Genomic DNA, 18,610 nt, shown 5'->3' on the forward strand with positions numbered 1-18,610 from the left:
ACGTTGGCTAACGCTACAAATTACCCGCGCTGTCGCTAATGTGAACCGATTACCGTAAACCAAAAACCACAAACATTTTTAAAAGATGAGCAGAATTGGACGTGATTTAACCTTTTTGCTGACCGGTATTGCTACTGGTTCCCTTATTGGCTTGCTGTATGCGCCCGACAAGGGCAAGATTACGCGTGATCGACTGTCATTCCGGCTGTCGAAGTATAGAGAGCAAATTAATCAGTTGCTGGAAGATTTAAGCAACTCGGTCGAGCTACCAGAAAATTCGTCGAAAAACGAAGGACAGCGTGTCGTGAATGATGCACGCGAGAAAGCCGAACGCCTTTTAGAAGACGTTGATCGATTGATGGCGCAAATCAAACAGCAAAACGCATAGTATGCACGGTGCCGGGTATTTGGTTTACAGTGTTCGATAATCGGTTGGCCGACGCACACCGACTACTGAAAACTGAATACCGTAAACCGAAAATTTTAAGTCAATAATGAACGTAAGAAATTGGCTGTTTATAGTGGCTATAGCCGGAATAGGTTATGGGCAGGTAAGTTGCGATAACCGGCAGCAAGGCCAGGCCTCAAAAGAAACGGTTTCGGCAAAGATGCCCCGAATTTCCTTTGCCGAAACGGGTATTCATGACTTCGGTACGTTAACGGAAGGCGATACAGTTGAGCATGTTTTCGCCTTTACCAATACGGGGGAATTTCCGCTGATTATTAACAATATAACTGCGTCGTGTGGGTGTACTACACCCGAATGGCCACGGGAGCCTGTATCTCCCGGTGCAAAATCGTCGGTTCGGGTACGGTTTAACAGCCGGGGTAAAATGGGTGAACAAAACAAAACCATCACCATCTTTGCCAATACAGAGCCGGCCATGACCGATCTGCAGTTTAAAGCCCTGGTGAAACCAAAGGCCGATACCACCAAAACATCCTAAAACCACTACTCTATGTCAATTTTATTACAAGCCGCAGGCTCCAACACCTCAATGATTTATAATGTACTCCTTTGGGTAGGCATTGCCGGGGTGTTTTATTTTTTCATCATTCGCCCGCAGCAGAAAAAGCAGAAAGATCAAAAGAGCTTTGTGGATAGCCTCAAAAAAGGAGACAGTGTCGTTACCATTGGTGGGCTACATGGCCGCATTGCCTCTGTTGACGCAACAACCGTAACACTCGAAGTGGATCGGGGCATTAAAATGACCTTTGAAAAAAGTTCTATCTCCCGCGAAGCCACCGGAAAACCGACTGACGCGGAGAAACTATAACGAGTGAACAGCGCCCAAAACGTCCGATCTTTTCAGCCTACCAAAGCCTTGCTTTGTTTGGGAGCAGCCGCGCTGTTCTGGTTTTTGAATGCGCTAAATAAACCGGGCTATACACTCAATGTCGAATACCCAATTCGATTTGTATATGACGACTCCTCGTTTGTAGCAACTTCACCCCTGCCACACGATGTGCGCGTGAATGTGTCGAGCGATGGCTGGGGACTGTTGCGCCATTCCTGGCTGCCTTTTCGAGTTGAACCGGTCGATTATATTGTGCAGGACCCGCTGCGGGCAACGGTTATTAATACATCATCGCTGGCAGCGGCTTTGGCAGAACAGGTTAAAAAACTTCATGTTAATTACGTAGTCGCCGACACACTCGAAATGAGTTTCGACCGGCGTATTACCAAAACGGTTCGTCTGCTGCCAGACAGTTTACATCTGAACATGGCCCCCCGTTTCATGGTGTCCAGCCTTATCAACATGACGCCCCGAACCATTCAGATAGATGGCCCGGCCAAACTGGTACGTGGCCTCCCCGACACGATATGGGTTAAGATTCCACGCAAACGGATCTCTGATAATTACGATGAGGAACTTCCGTTAAACCAACTGCGTCACCCCCTCCTGCGCACCAGTGCCGATCGTGTAGCGGTTAGCTTCGAAGTTGGCGAACTGTTATCACCTGCTCCCCAAAACAAAAGGTGAAAGAGCGAAAGGGTGAAAGAGTGACTCACCAGCGTATCACTCTTTCGCTCTTTCGCTCTTTCGCTCTTTCACCTTTTATGAAAACTCCCCTCCAGATTGGCGTAACAGGTGGTATTGGCTCGGGTAAGAGCGTCGTTTGTGCTGTGTTCAAGGCATTGGGCATTCCCATTTATGAAGCCGACGAACGGGCCAAATGGCTCACGGAACACGACCCTATTCTAAAAGCCGATATTCTGCGAGTGCTTGGGCCAAACGCTTACACAGAGCCGGGCCGCTATAACCGAGCCTGGGTGGCGTCGCAAGTATTTGCGGAACCTGCGCTTCTGGCTTCACTCAATGCCGTCATTCATCCTAGAGTACTTGCCGACACAGCGGCCTGGGTCATTGAACACGCCAACAAGCCTTATGTAGTGAAAGAAGCCGCTCTGATGAAGGCGGCAGGTTTGGGCAATTCGCTGGATAAAGTCATCGTCGTGCAGGCACCGGTTGCCTTACGCATCGAGCGCATTCGCAGACGCGACCCGCATCGCTCCGAAGCTGAAATACAAAACATTATTGACCGTCAGATCAGCGACGTCGAGCGTTTACAACTCGCTGATTACGTAATTGAAAACGACGAAAGCCAATTATTACTTCCACAGATTATTCGGCTACACGAGATTTTTTTGCAACAAACGGCTCATTAATTCTCCTTCTGCCGTAATTTGGCTTATTCCTTCATCAATAAGCCAAATCAATGAAACAACGCTTACTTCTGCTTACTGCCTGCGCCAGCAGCTTTCTACTGGGTGCATTCATAACCAACGACGACCCTCAAAAACCGTTGACCGCCGATATGGTAGAAGTAGCGGCAAAAGTATTTGGACTGGAATTTACTCTGGCCGAACGCGACTCAATGCTCGGCAATCTAAATAACGCCCGCACCAATTACGAGGCTTTACGCAAGATTGATTTACCCAATGATATTGCTCCTGCCCTGTATTTCAATCCCCTACCGGCTGGGTTTAACATGCCTACGGGGCCATCATCGTTTAAAGCGTCGGTTTTAGGAAAGGTAAGCTTGCCTGCCGATCGCAATGAACTGGCGTTCTATACTATAGGGCAGTTGGGCGAATTGATCCGGACAAAACAGATTTCATCCGTCGAACTAACAACCTTTTTTCTGAATCGGCTCAAAACCTACGACCCTAAACTTCATTGCGTCATTACGTTAACCGAGGAATTGGCTCTGAGTCAGGCCAAACGCGCCGATGCGGAATTGAAAGCGGGTAAATACCGAGGACCGCTTCATGGCATTCCCTATGGAGCCAAAGACTTACTGGCAAAAAAGGGCTACAAAACGACCTGGGGCGCCATGCCTTACAAAGACCAGACGCTCGACCTCGACGCTACGGTTATCCAACGACTCGAAAAAGCCGGGGCCGTATTATGCGGAAAAATGACGCTGGGTGCGCTGGCTATGGGCGATGTCTGGTTTGGCGGCATGACCCGAAATCCGTGGAGTACAACGGCCGGTTCCAGCGGCTCATCGGCCGGATCAGCTTCGAGTGTATCGGCGGGGTTATTGCCCTTTGCTATTGGCACTGAAACGCTGGGGTCCATCGTATCGCCGTCAACGGTTTGCGGCACTACGGGACTTAGGCCAACCTTCGGGCGCGTGAGTCGGCACGGCGCTATGGCATTGAGCTGGAGTATGGATAAGATTGGTCCAATCACGCGTAGTGTGGAAGATTGCGCGCTGGTTTTCAACGCTATTTACGGACCTGATGGTAATGACCCTACTGTTATGGCTGCTCCTTTTCGCTATGCTCCGTTGACAACCCTGAAAGGCATGCGCATTGGCTATGTCAAAAAAGCCTTTGAAAGCAATTACCCCAATCGGGCCAATGATTCACTTACCCTCCAGACCCTGCGCACACTGGGCGCGGAGCTGGTTCCGTTCGATTTACCAACGGGTGTTCCAGCGGGCCGGATTTCGTTTCTGCTGACGGTAGAAGCGGCTGCTTCATTCGATGAATTGACTCGTTCAGGCCGCGATGATTTGCTGGTTCGGCAGGGGAAAAACGCCTGGCCAAATTCCTTTCGTTCAGCGCGGTTTGTTCCGGCAGTCGAATATATTCAGGCAAACCGTGCCCGCACAAAACTAATCAACGAGATGGCCGCGCAGCTTAAAGCCGCTAAGATTGATGTGTATGTATCTCCGGCTTATGCAGGTGGAAACCTGACGCTTACCAATCTCACGGGACACCCGTGCGTGGTGCTGCCCAATGGATTTACAAAGCAAAATCTGCCCACCAGTATCACCTTTATGGGGCAATTGTTTGAAGAAGGGAAAGTATTGGCGGTTGCCAAAATGTATCAGGATGCTACCGAATGGAACAAAAAACACCCTACGCTTCAGTAAGGACGCCCCTACCAGGCAGTTCAAAGAAATTATTAACCACAGAGGCACAAAGGCCACAGAGGATTGAACCCTCTGTGGCCTTTGTGCCTCTGTGGTTAATAATTTCTTTGAACCACAACTACCACAACTTTTCCGGATAAGCCCCCCCATCATGTAGCTCCTTCAGAGCAGCCTGCACTACGGGCTTATCGTCGGGATAGGTAACGCCAAACCAGGCCGACTGACTGCGGAATACCTTACAGTGGCCCGTATCGGTCTGGATCAGGTTCGTCATGACGGTTGGAATATAAAATTCAGCCTTGGGCGAATTGATATTCGCAATCGCATAGCTCTCGAACTGGTGCTGTACTAACGGAAATACCGTTGGTTTAAAGCCCCAGAAATTCATCGAAACAGCCGTTTCAGGAGCCAGTGGCGTTAGACCGTCGGCTTCTTCAAAAACAATTTTCTTTTCATCTGTTCCATTCGCCTGCTCGTAAATTTTCGTGCGCTCAATCACCGAAATAAGATTGCCGTTTTCGGCAACTTCACAAACTCCTCTGGATACCGACCCATTTTCGGACAGCGTATTTTTGACTTCGTAACCAACCATGGCGTGAAGTTGATCGTCGGTGTCAGTTGTCAGGAAATCGTTGATGAGCTGGAACGCTTCCAGTCCGTAAAAGTCGTCGGCGTTGATGACGGCAAATGGCGTTTGCGTGTGGTCTTTTGCGCAAAGCATCGCATGACCAGTACCCCAGGGTTTAGTGCGTCGTACTTCACCTACCTCCGCCGGCACATACGAGTCGAGCGCCTGAATGGCATAATCTACCTCGATTTTTTCAGCTAGTTTCTGACCAAAAACCTCCTCAAAATCATGGCGGAGTTCTTCCCGGATGATAAAGACAACCTTCCCGAAACCAGCCCGGATGGCGTCGAAGAGCGAGTAATCTATGATGGTTTCGCCATTAGGGCCAAATTGATCAAGTTGTTTGATACCACCGTAGCGGCTGCCCATACCGGCCGCTAAAATTAAAAGGGTAGGTTGCATTTCAGTTATCACCGGAATACCGGTGCGTTAAACAGTTGTTAGTCTCCAATTACAACAAACGTTGCCCACTCAAAATTAAAAAAAGGGGGTGGGCTTTGCTATTTAAAGCAAATTTTAAGCAATCATGTTCATCCATACCCCTTTTAATAAAATTTAATCTAAACAACATACTATTTTATACAGTTGTCGTTATAATTGTATGCTAGACAACAGTTGTCTTAACAAATAATAAAGCAATGCCTTTCTATCATACACTCGGCCATATCCCACCCAAACGCCACACACAGTTTGCCAGGCCTGCAGGTGATACCGGCACAACGGCTAATGCTGGCGACGGGCCATTTTATTACGAGCAATTGTTTGGTACCATTGGTTTCGAGGGTATGTCTTCACTGACGTATCACGTTCACCGGCCAACAATGGTGCGCGAAGTATTGGAGAGTATTGATATGACTCCGAAACTGGCCGTTGCGAAGAATATGCTCTCCCGAAAATTGCTTGGTTTTGGGGTTGAACCCGCCGATGATTTTCTGGACAGCCGGGTGCCGCTGCTTGTAAATAACGACCTGATTTTCGGGCTGGCCGCTCCGCGTCAATCGCTCACGGCTTATTTCTACAAAAATGCCGATGCCGATGAGCTATTATTTGTGCATCGCGGCTCAGGCAAACTCAGGACGCTGTTTGGCACGATTCCTTTTCAGTATGGCGATTACCTGATTATTCCGCGCGGGGTAATCTATCAGATCGAGTTCGATTCGGCGGATAACAGGCTGTTGTATGTTGAATCGCATTCCCCCATTTATACACCCAAACGCTACCGAAATCAGTTTGGTCAACTGCTCGAACACTCGCCCTTTTGCGAGCGGGATATAGTGCGTCCGGGCAATCTGGAAACGCACGATGAAACCGGCGATTTTCTGATGAAAATCAAGAAACAGGGTGCCCTGCACTCGCTGGTTTATGCGTCGCACCCATTCGATGTGGTTGGCTGGGATGGCTATAATTTTCCATATAGTTTTTCGATTTTCAACTTCGAACCCATTACGGGCCGGGTACACCAGCCGCCACCGGTGCATCAGACATTCCAGACCGATTCGTTTGTGGTTTGTTCGTTTGTGCCGCGTCTGTACGATTACCACCCGCAGGCAATTCCGGCGCCTTATAACCACTCGAACATCGACTCCGACGAGGTCATTTATTATGTCGATGGTGATTTTATGAGCCGCAACGACATTGCCCCCGGCCACATTACGCTACACCCCGGCGGCATTCCGCACGGACCCGCACCGGGCGCTATGGAACGCAGTATTGGCAAGAAAGAAACGCAGGAATACGCCGTCATGGTCGATACCTTCCGACCGCTGATGGTTACGGAACAGGCCCTAAAGATTGACGACGGAAAATATTATAAATCATGGATCATGTAGCGTGGGCGGAAGCCCGTGCAGCCGAAGGCTAAAAATATAATCCTCTCCAATCAGCCCTCGGCTGCTCGGGCTTCCGCCCACGCTGCACACATTAACATCAACAAACATGGAAACACTCGAATTAACTCAACAAACTACTGTCGAAGACTTTCTGCCGCTCAACGGTACGGATTACATCGAATTATACGTTGGAAATGCCCGGCAATCGGCGCATTATTTCCAGACGGCTTTTGGGTTTCAACCTGTAGCACATGCGGGATTGTCGACGGGGTTGCGTGACCGGGAATCGTATGTGGTGCAGCAGGGAAAAATCCGGCTCGTGCTAACTTCACCTCTGTATGGAGACAGCGAAATAGGACGGCATATTGACCGGCACGGCGATGGCGTTCGGGTGGTAGCGTTGTGGGTAGATGATGCCACAAAGGCGTTTGAGGAGACCGTCCGCCGGGGGGCTACTGTCTATATGGAGCCAACCCGCGCACAGGACGAACACGGCTATATTGTCCATTCGGGTATTCATGCCTACGGCGACACGATCCACGTATTCGTGGAACGCAATGACTATACCGGCGTGTTTCTGCCGGGTTATCAACCCTGGACACCTGACTATCAGCCTACTGATGCCGGGTTAAACTACGTAGACCATATGGTTGGCAATGTGGGCTGGCATGAGATGAACCACTGGATGACTTTTTACCACGATGTAATGGGCTTTCAGCAACTGGTTTCGTTCGACGACAAAGACATTTCTACCGATTATACGGCCCTGATGAGCAAGGTCATGAGCAACGGCAACGGGCGCGTAAAATTCCCCATCAACGAACCCGCAGAAGGCAAAAAGAAATCGCAGATAGAAGAGTATCTGGATTTCTACGATGGTCCCGGCATTCAGCACATTGCCGTAGCGACCGACAATATTGTTGAAACGGTACTGGCTCTTCGGGATCGGGGTGTCGAATTTCTGACCGTACCAGAAACGTATTACGAACACCTTGCCGACCGTATCGGGCAGATCGACGAAGAGATAGAAACGCTTCGCCAGCTAGGCATTCTGGTTGATCGCGACGAGGAGGGGTATCTACTCCAGATTTTCACCAAACCTATTTGCCCCCGCCCGACGCTCTTTTTTGAGATCATCCAGCGCAAAGGGGCCCGTTCATTCGGGAAAGGTAATTTCAAAGCCTTATTCGAGGCCATCGAACGCGAACAGGCATTGCGGGGGACGTTGTAATAAGTATGAATGAGGGACTGATAGACTGAGTGAATAATAGGGCAACCGGTTCCTCCTTCATTCACCCATTCTATCATTCACTCATTCTCTCATTAATCATGCAGACATACACCAACTATACCCCCGACGATCAGGCCGTTTGGCGGTTGCTGTTCGAACGGCAAATAGCGCAGCTGCCCGGAAAAGCCAGTCAGGCTTACCTGAATGGTATTTCGGCAACGGGCTTCCGTGCCGACCGTATTCCTGATTTCGAACGGGATCTGAATCTACGGTTACAGAACCTAACGGGCTGGCGAGTGCAGGACGTAGAGGGGCTAATTCCGAATCGTGATTTTTTTGAACTGATGGCGAATCGAAACTTTCCGGCCACTACCTGGCTGCGTCGGCACGACCAGTTGGATTATTTGCCGGAGCCGGATATGTTTCATGACACCTTTGGGCATGTGCCTATGCTGTCGAATCAGGCTTTTTGCGATTTTCTGGCGTCGCTGAGTCAGATTGCGCTGCATCATATCGACAGTGAAGAAGCCATTGCTATGATTTCGCGGCTGTACTGGTACACCGTCGAGTTTGGCTTGATTCAGGAAGGAGATCAACTTCGGATCTATGGCGGGGGTATTTTATCGTCCGTTGGTGAAACGACTTACAGCCTGCTCAGCGACAAGCCGAAACGCATTCCGTATGACGTTGAGACGTTGCTTAAAACGCCATACATCATCGACCATTTTCAGGAACAATACTTCGTGATTGAGTCCTTCGACCAGCTTTATCAATCCGTTCAACAGATAGAGACAACGCTGGAAGGCTTGTTAGTAAGCTAGATTGGTTATTTTTGTCAGTTACACCATCTGATTCTGATTACTGACAATGACGCATCCATCCGATACGCGGGCTTATTTTTTTAAGATTGACACGACGATCAAGAAAATCCGAAATGCGCTGCAAAAGCAATTTACCGATGCGGGTTTTGAGCTGACCGTCGATCAGTGGGTAATCATTGATCACCTCTACCGCAATCCGGGTATTAGTCAGAATACGATTTCGGAGATGACGACCAAAGATGCGCCAACCGTTACGCGCATTATTGACCTGCTCAGTCAGAAAGGCTTAACAGAACGGCGTATGGCCGATACAGACCGGCGTAAATTCCTGGTCTATCTGACTGAAGCCGGTGAAGCAAAATATAGTGAAGTACTGCCGGTTGTCTCTGCCATGCGACGCAAAGGCTGGGGCGACCTAAGCGACGATGATTATCAGCACTTTGTGCACATCATGGACTCTATTTATAGCAATATAAGTGAGTGATGAGGAGGTATGTCTGGCTAGGTCTGGCGCGGGTATTTACCCGCGCCAGACATACAACTACTTCAGGGGCAGCGTCAACTCAACAGATTGCTGATTCCTCAAAACGGTTACCGCCAGTCTTCCTGTCCAGTTCACCTGCTGTTGAATAGCCATCAACCGGCCTATGTTCCGTACGTCTTCCTTGTTGGCGGCTCGAATTACATCTCCTTTTTTTAGTCCTGATGCGGCCAGCAAACTTCCTTTAGGGATGTCAACGACAATAATGCCCTGTTCGTCGGGAAGCCCGAACGCCGAGCGATCGCCCAGCCCGCGTACATTGCGAACAGATGCGCCCAGCCAAACCAGTTCGGTAATGGTTTCTTCCAGTTTTGCGTTCAGTAGTGTTGGTATTTTCGGCGTTTCAGCGATGAATCGTAAGGCTGGCCGTTGGACTCCAAACTGGTTCATAGCGAAGTTTTGAAACCCGATTTTTAACGCCGGGCTATCGTCCTTCACCCGATAATCTCCTTTGGCGGCATTGATAAAGTTTGCATCACCCGCCAGACTGTGCGTGTCCGTGCCGTTTTTCTGCGCTTGCGCCAGAGCGGTTAAATCCGGAAACAAGTTAGTGTCTACTTCTTTCCCCCACTCCGTAATGCCAATGGGCGTATAGGGCCGCATGAGAATATTCTTTCTAAACACATCGCCACTGTTTTTAAACCACACGTGCGGATGGAATGTATTGTTAATCAGGATATTGTTTTCGGCCACCCGATTGAACCCCTCCCGAAACTTGAGCCCGCCGTTCAGCAAAACATTGTTAGCGATGTAATAATTACTACTGCCGTCGTCCAGGTCGATGTCCCATCCATGATCGCAGCGAAAGCGATTATTTCGGATAATAGTTGTCGTTTGGGCGTCGAGTTGAATTAATTCGGGATGAGCGGTCACCAGACTATCCATCGAAGCCCGGTCAGGATGCCAGAAACGATCCCGGCCCCACGAATTGAACGAGCCATGATCGCCCGTTTCGAGTACGGTATCGAATACGTCATTGTATTCGAGCAGATGCCCGCCCCACGTACCCTCGCTGATATTGATACCCGCCCGGGGCACCTGGTAAATGGAATTATGCCGCACCACAATACCGGCTGCCATCGAAATTTCGACACCCGTTGCCTGCTTTTCAAGCTGACCAATATGATGAATCAGGTTATCTTCGGCCACACACTGGGCTGGATACGCTTCATTCTTCGGCCCCGACTGCCGGTCCAGTTGCGCATACGGAATAAACTGCTCATACCGGAACGAAGGGGACCGAACCGCCGATGAGTCGCCAACGAAGCAGATAGCACTAGCCCCGATATGGTGGAAATAGGAGCCTCTGACAACCGAGTTACGATTGTAGCCACTCATAAACAAGGCGTTACCGCCGAGCTCGGTGAACTCACTATTGACAATCCGGCAATTCTCTGTGTTTGCCAGGAGAACGGCTGCCCCCCGGTAAATCATCCAATCGCTCCGTAATAGTGGCTCGTTGGTTTCCATAAACGTGCGTTCGGCGTTGACAAACCGGATGCTCTGAATGTGAACATTTCTGAGCGGACTGCCTGGGTTTCCTTTTAGTTCGATCAGGCCTTTTAACCGCGACACATCAATGCGGGCCGTTGCCAGGTTAACCCCTGCTGGCGGTATCACCGAAAGCACGTGGGTCTTTTTGTTATAAAACCACTCACCGGGTACGTCCAGTTCGTCGATTATATTCTCGACAAACCGTTCCTGCGGGTGCATGGGTGCCGGACGGTTGTTCTGCCAGCCACCTTCGAGCGTAACCTGCCCCCCGCTTTTGCCGGTTATCCGGTAATGAAAATCACCCCATTCACCCTTGTGCAAAGCGTGTACATAGCCCCCTTTCGGAGATTTCCAGCGACTAACCCGCTCGTCACTCAAGGCATCAGCAGCGGTGCCGTTGTAGACGCGCGCACTGGCGTCGTAATTGGGGTAGCGAGCCAGAATTTGTTTCTGACCGTTGATGAACAACTGCTCAAAGGCCGGGCCCGTTACGGTTGATGTCCAGATGCCTTTTGCATTCTTTTTCCACTGAAGCGCCAACCGCCTGCCTCCGCTCAATTGTGCAACTTCGGACTGATAGCTGCTAATCGTCAGGCTTTTTCCTTGCGTAACTTGTGGGTTGATGCGTACCGTTCCCGGCAGATAGTAAATGCCTTTCCGTAAAATGATCTGGACTTTATCGGAAGGCGCTGTTTTTACTTTTGTCAATGCTTTCTCCAACGTGGCAAATGGGCGTTTGATGGTGCCCGGATTTGCGTTGTTGCCCGTTGGAGCAACAAACAATTGCGTCTGGGCGCAAACGGTCGATGTTGCCAGGTAAAAAAAAGACAGTATCCAGTTTTTCATATGCCTTTGACGCAGTAGTCACTACTTTTCAGTTCGCCGGTTCGGTTACGTTCTTAGGGTGTTCAGGTTTGATCCGATACAAATCAACTCGTATTACGTTTTCCAGGCAAATTGATCTATCATTACTCAAATTTTCAAGTGCCTTTGCTGTTGTCCGGCAAACATAACAAAGTCATTACTCTTTATATAATTGACTTGGTGCGTAGGCTGTGTTCCGGTTTACATCAGCGCTGAAACAGTGTCTTGAAGCCATCCCTGATTTTATGTTGTACGGCATTTTTAGTTATGATACGTCGACACCCCGCATGGGTCTGAAACACAAGGACCATGTTCTCGATTTGGAGGTTGTGGGCTTGTTAGGCTATTTCGATAACCTGGCTATAGACCCCGCTGTGTTCACCAAACCTTTTTTGAACGATTTCATTGCCCTTGGCAAACCCATTCATCGAGCCATCCATCAACGAATCAACGCCTTACTGGAGCATGATGCCACGGCGTTTGCGGAGGTTCACGACCAGGTTTTCATTCATGAGTCGCGGGTGCAGATGCACTTACCCGTTCATATTGGCGACTATACCGATTTTTACGCGGGCATTCACCACGCCGAGAACGTAGGTCGTATGTTTCGGCCCCAGGGCGACCCGCTGCTTCCTAATTACAAACACCTGCCCGTTGCTTACCACGGTCGCGCGTCGTCCATCGTGGTGTCGGGAACTCCCATCCGTCGACCCAAGGGTCAGTTCATGAACGATGGTCAACTCATGTTTGGCCCATCAACCGCACTGGATTTTGAACTCGAACTGGGGTTAATTATCGGTAAAGCGTCTACGCTGGGTGAGCCAATTTCTGTAAACGAAGCCGAGGATTACATTTTCGGAATTGCCCTCTTTAACGACTGGTCGGCGCGGGATATTCAACGCTGGGAATATCAGCCGCTTGGGCCGTTTTTGGGTAAAAATTTCGGTTCGAGTATCTCCGCCTGGGTGTTGCCGTTCGATGAACTGGAACCCTTTCGCGTGTCGGGTGCCGAACAGGAACCAGCCCCTTTACCGTATTTACAAAATTCGGGTGATGCTAATTTCGACCTGGAATTAGACGTCTGGCTAACACCCGCTGATGGTGAGGAGGTGTTTATTTGCCGTACAAATGCCCGCTATCTGTACTGGACGTTCGCACAAATGATTGCGCATCATACCGTCAATGGCTGCAACCTCAACATTGGCGATGTGCTGGCAACGGGCACTATTTCAGGACCAGAACCCGGCACCTATGGCTCTTTACTAGAAATAAGCTGGAATGGGGAACGCCCCCTTCATATATCCCACACCCTATCCCGAACATTCCTGGCCGATGGCGATACCGTGACCTTTCGGGGGCGTGGCTTCCTGAACGGCATTCGAGTCGATTTGGGGGAAGTAACCGGCACTATTCATTCATGAAAACAATCAATCCCGCAGACTTGAAACCCAATGAATTTTACCGGTTTATAATCGGTACCATTGGCCCGCGGCCCATTGCTTTTGCCAGCACAATCGACGCCAACGGACTGGTTAATTTAAGCCCGTTTAGTTTTTTCAACATCGTTGGCTACAACCCGCCCACGCTGATTTTTGCGCCAACCATTAACCGGCATGGCCATAAAAAACACACGTTGCTGAATCTGGAAGAGGTTGGCGAAGTGGTTATAAACATCGTCAACTATGCGATGGTTGAACAAATGTCATTGGCGAGCGCTGAGTTTGAGCGGGGTATCAACGAGTTTGAAAAAGCCGGTTTTACCGCTATTCCGTCTGATCGGGTTCGTCCGCCACGGATAGCCGAATCGCCAGCCGCGTTTGAGTGCGTGGTAAAGCAGATCGTTCCTACGGGCGATGGACCAGGCTCGGGGAATATAATTATCTGCGAAGTCGTTATGGGGCATTTTCACGATACCATTTTCGACTCAACAGGAGCCGTTGATCCCCATCAGCTCGACCTTATTGGCCGTATGGGGGGCGACTGGTACTGCCGCGCCCAGGGCGATGCGCTATTTGAGGTAGGTCGGCCCCAAACGGGCATTGGCGTGGACAACATACCGGCTGCTATTCGAAACAGCGCTATTCTGTCGGGAAATGATCTGGGGAAATTAGGGAGCTTCCCGGCTTTACCCGACCCCGAAGAGGTGAATGCCTATCGAGCGTCCGGTGCCTTGAATGAGTTGTTCGACGAAGCTAGAAATGGTTGCCAGTATTTACCTGATCTACTCCACCTGCGGGCCAAACAGCTTCTGGCCGAAGGTAATGTAAAGGATGCCTGGCTAACGCTGCTGACCAGTCAATTGTAATGTCGGCTGAATCGTAGAATAGAACTGATTTTTAATGTTATTTTAATATCTTGCGACCCTAAACGCATTTTGAATAATACATATGAAATTTTTTTCCTTTATACTGATTCTTGGCCTATTAATGGGTCCTCAACTCTATGCTCAGGATGCTCCGTCTACCAGAGAAATTGGTTTACGGGCGAGTGATCTGAACAGCTTTGGGCTGATTTACAAAAAACAGATTAGCGAAAATACATACCGACGGTATCGGCTGGCGTTTGGCAATCTGGGCGTAAACTTTATCCGGTCAAACACACTGGTTGGCTTTTCGGCGGGTGGTGCTATGGGGAAAGAAAAGCGCAGGCCGATTAGTGACAAGATGCAGTTTATTTATGGGACCGAATTGATTGCGAGCGTGAATCTAAATTATACATCGGCAGGATCAATAACGGTTGACAATGGGAACGGTGGCACAACCAGCTATACCGGCTCTGACCTCCTGATTGTTACACCCTCTGTTGGCATTGGCTTCGTACTTGGCGCACAATACAATTTTAACCCTAAATGGTACATCAGCGCCGAACTGATTCCGTCGATCACGGGCAGTGGTTCATTTGGTGCCGGATCGGCTCTGTATAGTTTTCAAGCAGGCTTTAACTCATCGAGCGCAGGTATTACAGGTGCTTATCGGTTCTAAAATTCAGGTATTGAATAGCTTACTAAAACTCGAGCCTGCCATCTTTTTCGGCTGTCTGCTACATATTGCGGGCGGCCGAAACTGTAATTAGGTATAGAAAAGTCAACTTAGAACGCTCTTCCAAGTCGCCCCGCTCGTTTCGTCTCTACCATTTACTAGACTTGACTACTAGACCAAATGAGTATATTACCTTTAGTTTTACTTAACTAGTGCTTCCGTTAGAAATTCACAGTTTACATGCTCAACTCACGTTATAAAACCATTAGTCAATTTTTCGGTAAAGAGTCGGTCCTGTTAAGTGCTTACCTATTAATAACCCTATTGGCGAGCATACAGCAGTATTTATTACCCGACCAACAAATTGGGCCCAGCGTTCAACGCTACTCAAATTACAACAACTACATCATCTTCAAAAACTCGTTTATCCACTTACTCACCCATAAAAATCTCTATTCGCTTCACCTGACCGAGCAATGGGATTTATTCAAATACTCCCCCACGTTCGCATTGTTCATGGGCTTGTTTGCATTCCTGCCCGATTGGCTGGGACTAACAGGCTGGAATCTGTTAAATACGCTGGTCCTGTTCTTTGGTATTAAGCACCTGCCGTTTGTGTCTGAAGACAGCAGAGTGAAAATCCGTTGGTTCATTCTGGTTGAGTTGCTAACCTCCATTCAAAACGCCCAGAGCAATGGATTAATAGCGGGGCTATTTGTCTGGAGTTTCATCTGGCTGGAACGAGAAAAGTCCTTATGGGCTAGCTTACTTATGCTTTTCAGTACATTCATCAAGATTTTTGGCGTCGTCGGATTTGTTCTGTTTTTGTTATATCCCCGCAAGCCGACGGCTATCTTATATACAATTGGCTGGACGGCAGTACTGGCCATCCTACCCCTAGCTGTCGTTCCTTACCAGGAGTTATTGAATCAGTACATAAACTGGTGGGTCATGTTGCAGAATGATCATTCGAGTTCGATTGGCCTGTCGGTGATGGGTTGGCTGAATACGTGGTTCTCGCTGGATCCATCAAAACTATTGGTGGTCGTTATTGGGGGCATCCTGCTCATGTTGCCGCTGCTCAGAACCGACCAGTATAAGTCCAATCAATACCGCCTGTTTCTCTTAGCGTCGGTTCTGATCTGGGTCGTTATTTTTAATCACAAAGCCGAATCACCTACGTTTATTCTGGCCATTACAGGCGTTGGTATCTGGTACTTTTGTCAGCCTGTCACCGTCACAAATCGGGTACTGGTCATACTGGCTTTTGTTTTCACCTCACTCTCCCCCACGGATGTGTTTCCAACGGCACTTCGCGATCTACTTGTCTTGCCTTACGTACTAAAGGCGGTCTTTTGCATCGCCATCTGGGCGAAACTTACCGTCGAGCTGTTAATCAACGATTGGCAATCCATTGATATTGACTGTAGCGTGGGCGGAAGCCCGCCCACGCTACGCCCTACTGGCTATTACGAATGAGCGTTACGTAAAACCAGATTATGTTTTTGTAATCCTTGATACTGATACGCTCATTGGTGCCGTGAACACCCGCTAATTGCGCATCTGACAGGGGAATGGGCGAAAACTTGTAGATGGATGGCGTAAGAGCCGCGTAAAATTTGGAATCGGTGGCACCAAGCATGACGAAGGGCGCAACTACGACTTCTGGAAAGACGCTCTTAATGGTCTTATTAATCGTCTGGAAGCCCATGTTCTCGGTGCTGGCCATTGGAGCGGGGTTATTACCCTTACCCAAAATACTGACCGTAATACTATCATTATCAATCACTTCCTTAACCCGACTGATAACTCCCTCAACTGTATCACCTGGCAATATTCGAAAATTGACCGTAGCGACGGCATCGATGGGGAGCACATTGTCTTTAGCCCCGGCCCGAAAAATGGTCGGGGCCGTTGTGGTCCGCAAGGTGGCGCTCCCCGACTTCGTTTCGGCGATGGACCGCTCAATCACTGGACCAAATAGCCACTGATTGGCAAGGATAATACGTTTGCTAAACGGGGCTTCTGACGCCAGGTAACTCAGCAACTGGTCCATTCCTCCGTTTAGCCGGGCCGGAAACGGGTTATGCTCCAGTTTACTGACCGCTTCGGCCACCATGCCAATACTTGTTTGTGCAGGCGGCATAGACGAGTGTCCCCCTTTACCGATGGCCGTCAGTTCCAGACTCATATAGCCTTTTTCGCTGATGCCGATCAATGCAACGGGCTTGTTGATACCGGCAACACCTTCGGGCTTTATCTCGCCCCCTTCATCCAGAATATATTCCAGCGACACCCCCCGTTTTTTGAGGGCAGCCGCAATGGTTTGAGCGCCTAGCTCGCCCGATGTTTCTTCATCCTGCCCGAAGGCCAGCAACAGCGTTCGCTCGGGCTGAAAGTTCGACTTTAGCAAATAGTCGACTGATTCCAGCAGGCCCATCATGCCCATTTTATCATCGAGTGTACCACGTCCGTAGAGATACCCATCGTCGATAATACCTGCAAAAGGTGGGCGTTTCCACATGCCCTGCGTTCCCTGAATAACCGGCACGACATCGTAATGAGCCATTAACAAAACGGGTTTCAGCGCTGGATTCCGGCCTTTCCACTCATACAACAAGCCATAATGATTGAACGTCTGCGGGTTCAGTCGCTGATGGATGAGCGGGTACGCTGCCCGTATGTAGGCGGTAAACTTGTCAAATTGGGTCGTATCCGTCAGCGTGTAATCGGTGTATGAAACGGTGGGAATGCGAATAGCTCCGGCAAACCGCTGAATAGCCGAATCAGGTACCGTAATTGGTGCCGCCGGAGGCACGTTCGTTAGTTGGTGAGACGTTAGCCGGAACGTGTTAACGAGCAGAACAACAAGAAGAAATACAAGCAGAAAACCAAGAATTCGTAGAATGAAGCGCATTCGTTGACGAGGGTAAATGGTGAAATGAGCGACTACAGAACCCATACGTTCTAAGTACGAACAGGTTTGTGCGTCCCAAAAACGCCATTATTTATCAAAAGCCAACGTTTATTTGGAGATTCAAAGAAATATTAATTTTTAATAGCTTGATTTTGTGTTTTAGACCCAGTAAATAGGGTAAAATCAAAATTCATCTATTGCCCGCAGTGAAGTAATGGTATTGCCCTATTTCAACGCCGGAACCCACTCATTATTCCCGCAATTGGTACACTTGTCCTTTGGGCCGGATTTTGGCTGCGCATTGCCGCAACGATAGCACACAAGCTGCCCGTCTGCTTTTTCCTGCTGATCAACAAAATCGGTATCCCATTCGGGTAAGATTGAAAGACCAGGCGTAGGATTCGGTTCTTCAATGAGTGTAAAAGCGCCGTTAGCTTCCATATACAATCGCTTCACATGCCCCAGATGAATCACGCCACTCGAGCGAAGCTGGGCAAAAAGCAACTCACGGGTAATGGTTGATTCGCTCATTCCCGCTAGTTGAATAACCGAGTTTTGAACCAGCGTGCTGAATCTACCCTGTGAGATGGTTTCAAATTTTTGATTCTTTGCGGCAAAATACGATATGACACGTTGCGTAAACACCACAACCATGGCAATAACGAAGGCCGGTAGCACTCCTCGCTGCGCGTCCAGGATAGCGACCCCAATTGCAGCCGCGAGCGAAACCATTGCGGCCATCTCATTACGGCTTAATCGGGAGGCCATACGTCGCCCCATTAACCGCATGGCCAAAACCAGAATCAGGTAGATTGTGGCCGCCCGAATCAAAATTTCTACGTAAAAAAGGCCCGGCACCTCGCCTACGAGAATTCGCTGCCAGTCGTATAAACTGATATCTTCTTTATGCATGACTTA

The 18,610-nt window shown here is 49.2% G+C and carries 18 protein-coding genes; 14 read left to right on the top strand and 4 right to left on the bottom strand.

Going from position 1 to position 18,610, the window contains the following annotated elements:
• The first annotated feature begins 85 nt into the window (after positions 1-85).
• The 6 genes from CWM47_RS23395 (at position 86) to CWM47_RS23420 (ending at position 4,389) form a co-directional block, all read left to right on the top strand.
• A complete protein-coding gene (locus tag CWM47_RS23395) occupies positions 86-388 on the top strand; it encodes a YtxH domain-containing protein (protein WP_100990594.1) in 303 nt (100 codons plus the stop codon).
• A gap of 106 nt (positions 389-494) precedes the next feature.
• On the top strand, positions 495-947 hold the full coding sequence (locus tag CWM47_RS23400) for a DUF1573 domain-containing protein (protein WP_100990595.1): 453 nt from the start codon (positions 495-497) through the stop codon (positions 945-947).
• Positions 948-959: 12 nt separating this feature from the next.
• A complete protein-coding gene (gene yajC, locus CWM47_RS23405) occupies positions 960-1,277 on the top strand; it encodes a preprotein translocase subunit YajC (protein WP_100990596.1) in 318 nt (105 codons plus the stop codon).
• Positions 1,278-1,280: 3 nt separating this feature from the next.
• Entirely contained in the window at positions 1,281-1,985 is a 705-nt protein-coding gene (locus tag CWM47_RS23410; protein WP_100990597.1) for a hypothetical protein, read from the top strand.
• A gap of 77 nt (positions 1,986-2,062) precedes the next feature.
• The gene (coaE, locus tag CWM47_RS23415; RefSeq protein WP_100990598.1) at positions 2,063-2,671 is read left to right on the top strand and encodes a dephospho-CoA kinase; all 609 of its coding nucleotides are present in this window, start codon (positions 2,063-2,065) and stop codon (positions 2,669-2,671) included.
• 50 nt (positions 2,672-2,721) lie between these two features.
• Positions 2,722-4,389: an amidase gene (locus tag CWM47_RS23420; RefSeq protein ID WP_100990599.1), complete on the top strand. Its 1,668-nt coding sequence runs from the start codon at positions 2,722-2,724 to the stop codon at positions 4,387-4,389.
• 118 nt (positions 4,390-4,507) lie between these two features.
• On the opposite strand, the gene CWM47_RS23425 is transcribed toward CWM47_RS23420, so the two are convergent.
• Entirely contained in the window at positions 4,508-5,419 is a 912-nt protein-coding gene (locus tag CWM47_RS23425) for a nucleotidyltransferase family protein (protein WP_100990600.1), read from the bottom strand.
• Positions 5,420-5,655: 236 nt separating this feature from the next.
• Here CWM47_RS23425 and CWM47_RS23430 point away from each other — a divergent pair, with 236 nt between their 5' ends.
• The 4 genes from CWM47_RS23430 to CWM47_RS23445 all read left to right on the top strand — a co-directional run bounded on the left by CWM47_RS23430 (position 5,656) and on the right by CWM47_RS23445 (position 9,382).
• Positions 5,656-6,846 (top strand): homogentisate 1,2-dioxygenase, encoded by a 1,191-nt coding sequence (locus CWM47_RS23430; protein WP_100990601.1) that lies wholly within the window; start codon positions 5,656-5,658, stop codon positions 6,844-6,846.
• 106 nt (positions 6,847-6,952) lie between these two features.
• Positions 6,953-8,077: a 4-hydroxyphenylpyruvate dioxygenase gene (gene hppD / locus CWM47_RS23435; protein WP_100990602.1), complete on the top strand. Its 1,125-nt coding sequence runs from the start codon at positions 6,953-6,955 to the stop codon at positions 8,075-8,077.
• Between the two features lie 98 nt (positions 8,078-8,175).
• Positions 8,176-8,898, top strand: coding sequence for a phenylalanine 4-monooxygenase (gene phhA / locus CWM47_RS23440; RefSeq protein ID WP_394341948.1), 723 nt, complete (start codon positions 8,176-8,178; stop codon positions 8,896-8,898).
• 46 nt (positions 8,899-8,944) lie between these two features.
• Entirely contained in the window at positions 8,945-9,382 is a 438-nt protein-coding gene (locus CWM47_RS23445; RefSeq protein ID WP_100990603.1) for a MarR family winged helix-turn-helix transcriptional regulator, read from the top strand.
• A gap of 57 nt (positions 9,383-9,439) precedes the next feature.
• On the opposite strand, the gene CWM47_RS23450 is transcribed toward CWM47_RS23445, so the two are convergent.
• Positions 9,440-11,779 carry a PDZ domain-containing protein gene (locus CWM47_RS23450; protein ID WP_100990604.1) on the bottom strand — a complete coding sequence of 780 codons (2,340 nt, stop codon included), beginning with the start codon at positions 11,777-11,779 and terminating at the stop codon, positions 9,440-9,442.
• Between the two features lie 266 nt (positions 11,780-12,045).
• On the opposite strand from CWM47_RS23450, the gene fahA reads away from it, so the two are divergent.
• The 4 genes from fahA to CWM47_RS23470 all read left to right on the top strand — a co-directional run bounded on the left by fahA (position 12,046) and on the right by CWM47_RS23470 (position 16,254).
• Positions 12,046-13,218: a fumarylacetoacetase gene (gene fahA, locus CWM47_RS23455; protein ID WP_100994012.1), complete on the top strand. Its 1,173-nt coding sequence runs from the start codon at positions 12,046-12,048 to the stop codon at positions 13,216-13,218.
• Positions 13,215-14,102 (top strand): flavin reductase family protein, encoded by an 888-nt coding sequence (locus CWM47_RS23460; RefSeq protein WP_100990605.1) that lies wholly within the window; start codon positions 13,215-13,217, stop codon positions 14,100-14,102. Before fahA ends, CWM47_RS23460 begins: the two co-directional genes overlap by 4 nt.
• Positions 14,103-14,184: 82 nt before the next feature.
• Positions 14,185-14,778 carry a hypothetical protein gene (locus CWM47_RS23465; protein ID WP_100990606.1) on the top strand — a complete coding sequence of 198 codons (594 nt, stop codon included), beginning with the start codon at positions 14,185-14,187 and terminating at the stop codon, positions 14,776-14,778.
• Positions 14,779-15,015: 237 nt separating this feature from the next.
• Positions 15,016-16,254 carry a glycosyltransferase family 87 protein gene (locus CWM47_RS23470; protein ID WP_100990607.1) on the top strand — a complete coding sequence of 413 codons (1,239 nt, stop codon included), beginning with the start codon at positions 15,016-15,018 and terminating at the stop codon, positions 16,252-16,254.
• Here CWM47_RS23470 and CWM47_RS23475 read toward each other — a convergent pair.
• Positions 16,235-17,692, bottom strand: coding sequence for a M20 family peptidase (locus CWM47_RS23475; RefSeq protein ID WP_100990608.1), 1,458 nt, complete (start codon positions 17,690-17,692; stop codon positions 16,235-16,237). The two genes, CWM47_RS23470 and CWM47_RS23475, sit on opposite strands and share 20 nt — an antisense overlap.
• A gap of 225 nt (positions 17,693-17,917) precedes the next feature.
• Positions 17,918-18,604, bottom strand: a complete 687-nt coding sequence (locus CWM47_RS23480; RefSeq protein ID WP_100990609.1) for a DUF421 domain-containing protein — start codon at positions 18,602-18,604, stop codon at positions 17,918-17,920.
• Between the last annotated feature and the right edge of the window lie 6 nt (positions 18,605-18,610).

It is taken from the genome of Spirosoma pollinicola, assembly GCF_002831565.1.
GTDB lineage: Bacteria > Bacteroidota > Bacteroidia > Cytophagales > Spirosomataceae > Spirosoma > Spirosoma pollinicola.

What these genes read in the sequence shown, in the direction of transcription:
- CWM47_RS23445 (WP_100990603.1), top strand. Translation starts at nt 8,945, where the DNA reads ATGACGCATCCATCCGATACGCGGGCTTATTTTTTTAAGATTGACACG.
- phhA (WP_394341948.1), top strand. Translation starts at nt 8,176, where the DNA reads ATGCAGACATACACCAACTATACCCCCGACGATCAGGCCGTTTGGCGG.
- CWM47_RS23450 (WP_100990604.1), bottom strand. Translation starts at nt 11,779, where the DNA reads ATGAAAAACTGGATACTGTCTTTTTTTTACCTGGCAACATCGACCGTT.
- CWM47_RS23400 (WP_100990595.1), top strand. Translation starts at nt 495, where the DNA reads ATGAACGTAAGAAATTGGCTGTTTATAGTGGCTATAGCCGGAATAGGT.
- CWM47_RS23460 (WP_100990605.1), top strand. Translation starts at nt 13,215, where the DNA reads ATGAAAACAATCAATCCCGCAGACTTGAAACCCAATGAATTTTACCGG.
- CWM47_RS23475 (WP_100990608.1), bottom strand. Translation starts at nt 17,692, where the DNA reads ATGCGCTTCATTCTACGAATTCTTGGTTTTCTGCTTGTATTTCTTCTT.
- CWM47_RS23395 (WP_100990594.1), top strand. Translation starts at nt 86, where the DNA reads ATGAGCAGAATTGGACGTGATTTAACCTTTTTGCTGACCGGTATTGCT.
- CWM47_RS23420 (WP_100990599.1), top strand. Translation starts at nt 2,722, where the DNA reads ATGAAACAACGCTTACTTCTGCTTACTGCCTGCGCCAGCAGCTTTCTA.
- CWM47_RS23430 (WP_100990601.1), top strand. Translation starts at nt 5,656, where the DNA reads ATGCCTTTCTATCATACACTCGGCCATATCCCACCCAAACGCCACACA.
- yajC (WP_100990596.1), top strand. Translation starts at nt 960, where the DNA reads ATGTCAATTTTATTACAAGCCGCAGGCTCCAACACCTCAATGATTTAT.
- coaE (WP_100990598.1), top strand. Translation starts at nt 2,063, where the DNA reads ATGAAAACTCCCCTCCAGATTGGCGTAACAGGTGGTATTGGCTCGGGT.
- CWM47_RS23470 (WP_100990607.1), top strand. Translation starts at nt 15,016, where the DNA reads ATGCTCAACTCACGTTATAAAACCATTAGTCAATTTTTCGGTAAAGAG.
- CWM47_RS23425 (WP_100990600.1), bottom strand. Translation starts at nt 5,419, where the DNA reads ATGCAACCTACCCTTTTAATTTTAGCGGCCGGTATGGGCAGCCGCTAC.
- hppD (WP_100990602.1), top strand. Translation starts at nt 6,953, where the DNA reads ATGGAAACACTCGAATTAACTCAACAAACTACTGTCGAAGACTTTCTG.
- CWM47_RS23480 (WP_100990609.1), bottom strand. Translation starts at nt 18,604, where the DNA reads ATGCATAAAGAAGATATCAGTTTATACGACTGGCAGCGAATTCTCGTA.
- CWM47_RS23465 (WP_100990606.1), top strand. Translation starts at nt 14,185, where the DNA reads ATGAAATTTTTTTCCTTTATACTGATTCTTGGCCTATTAATGGGTCCT.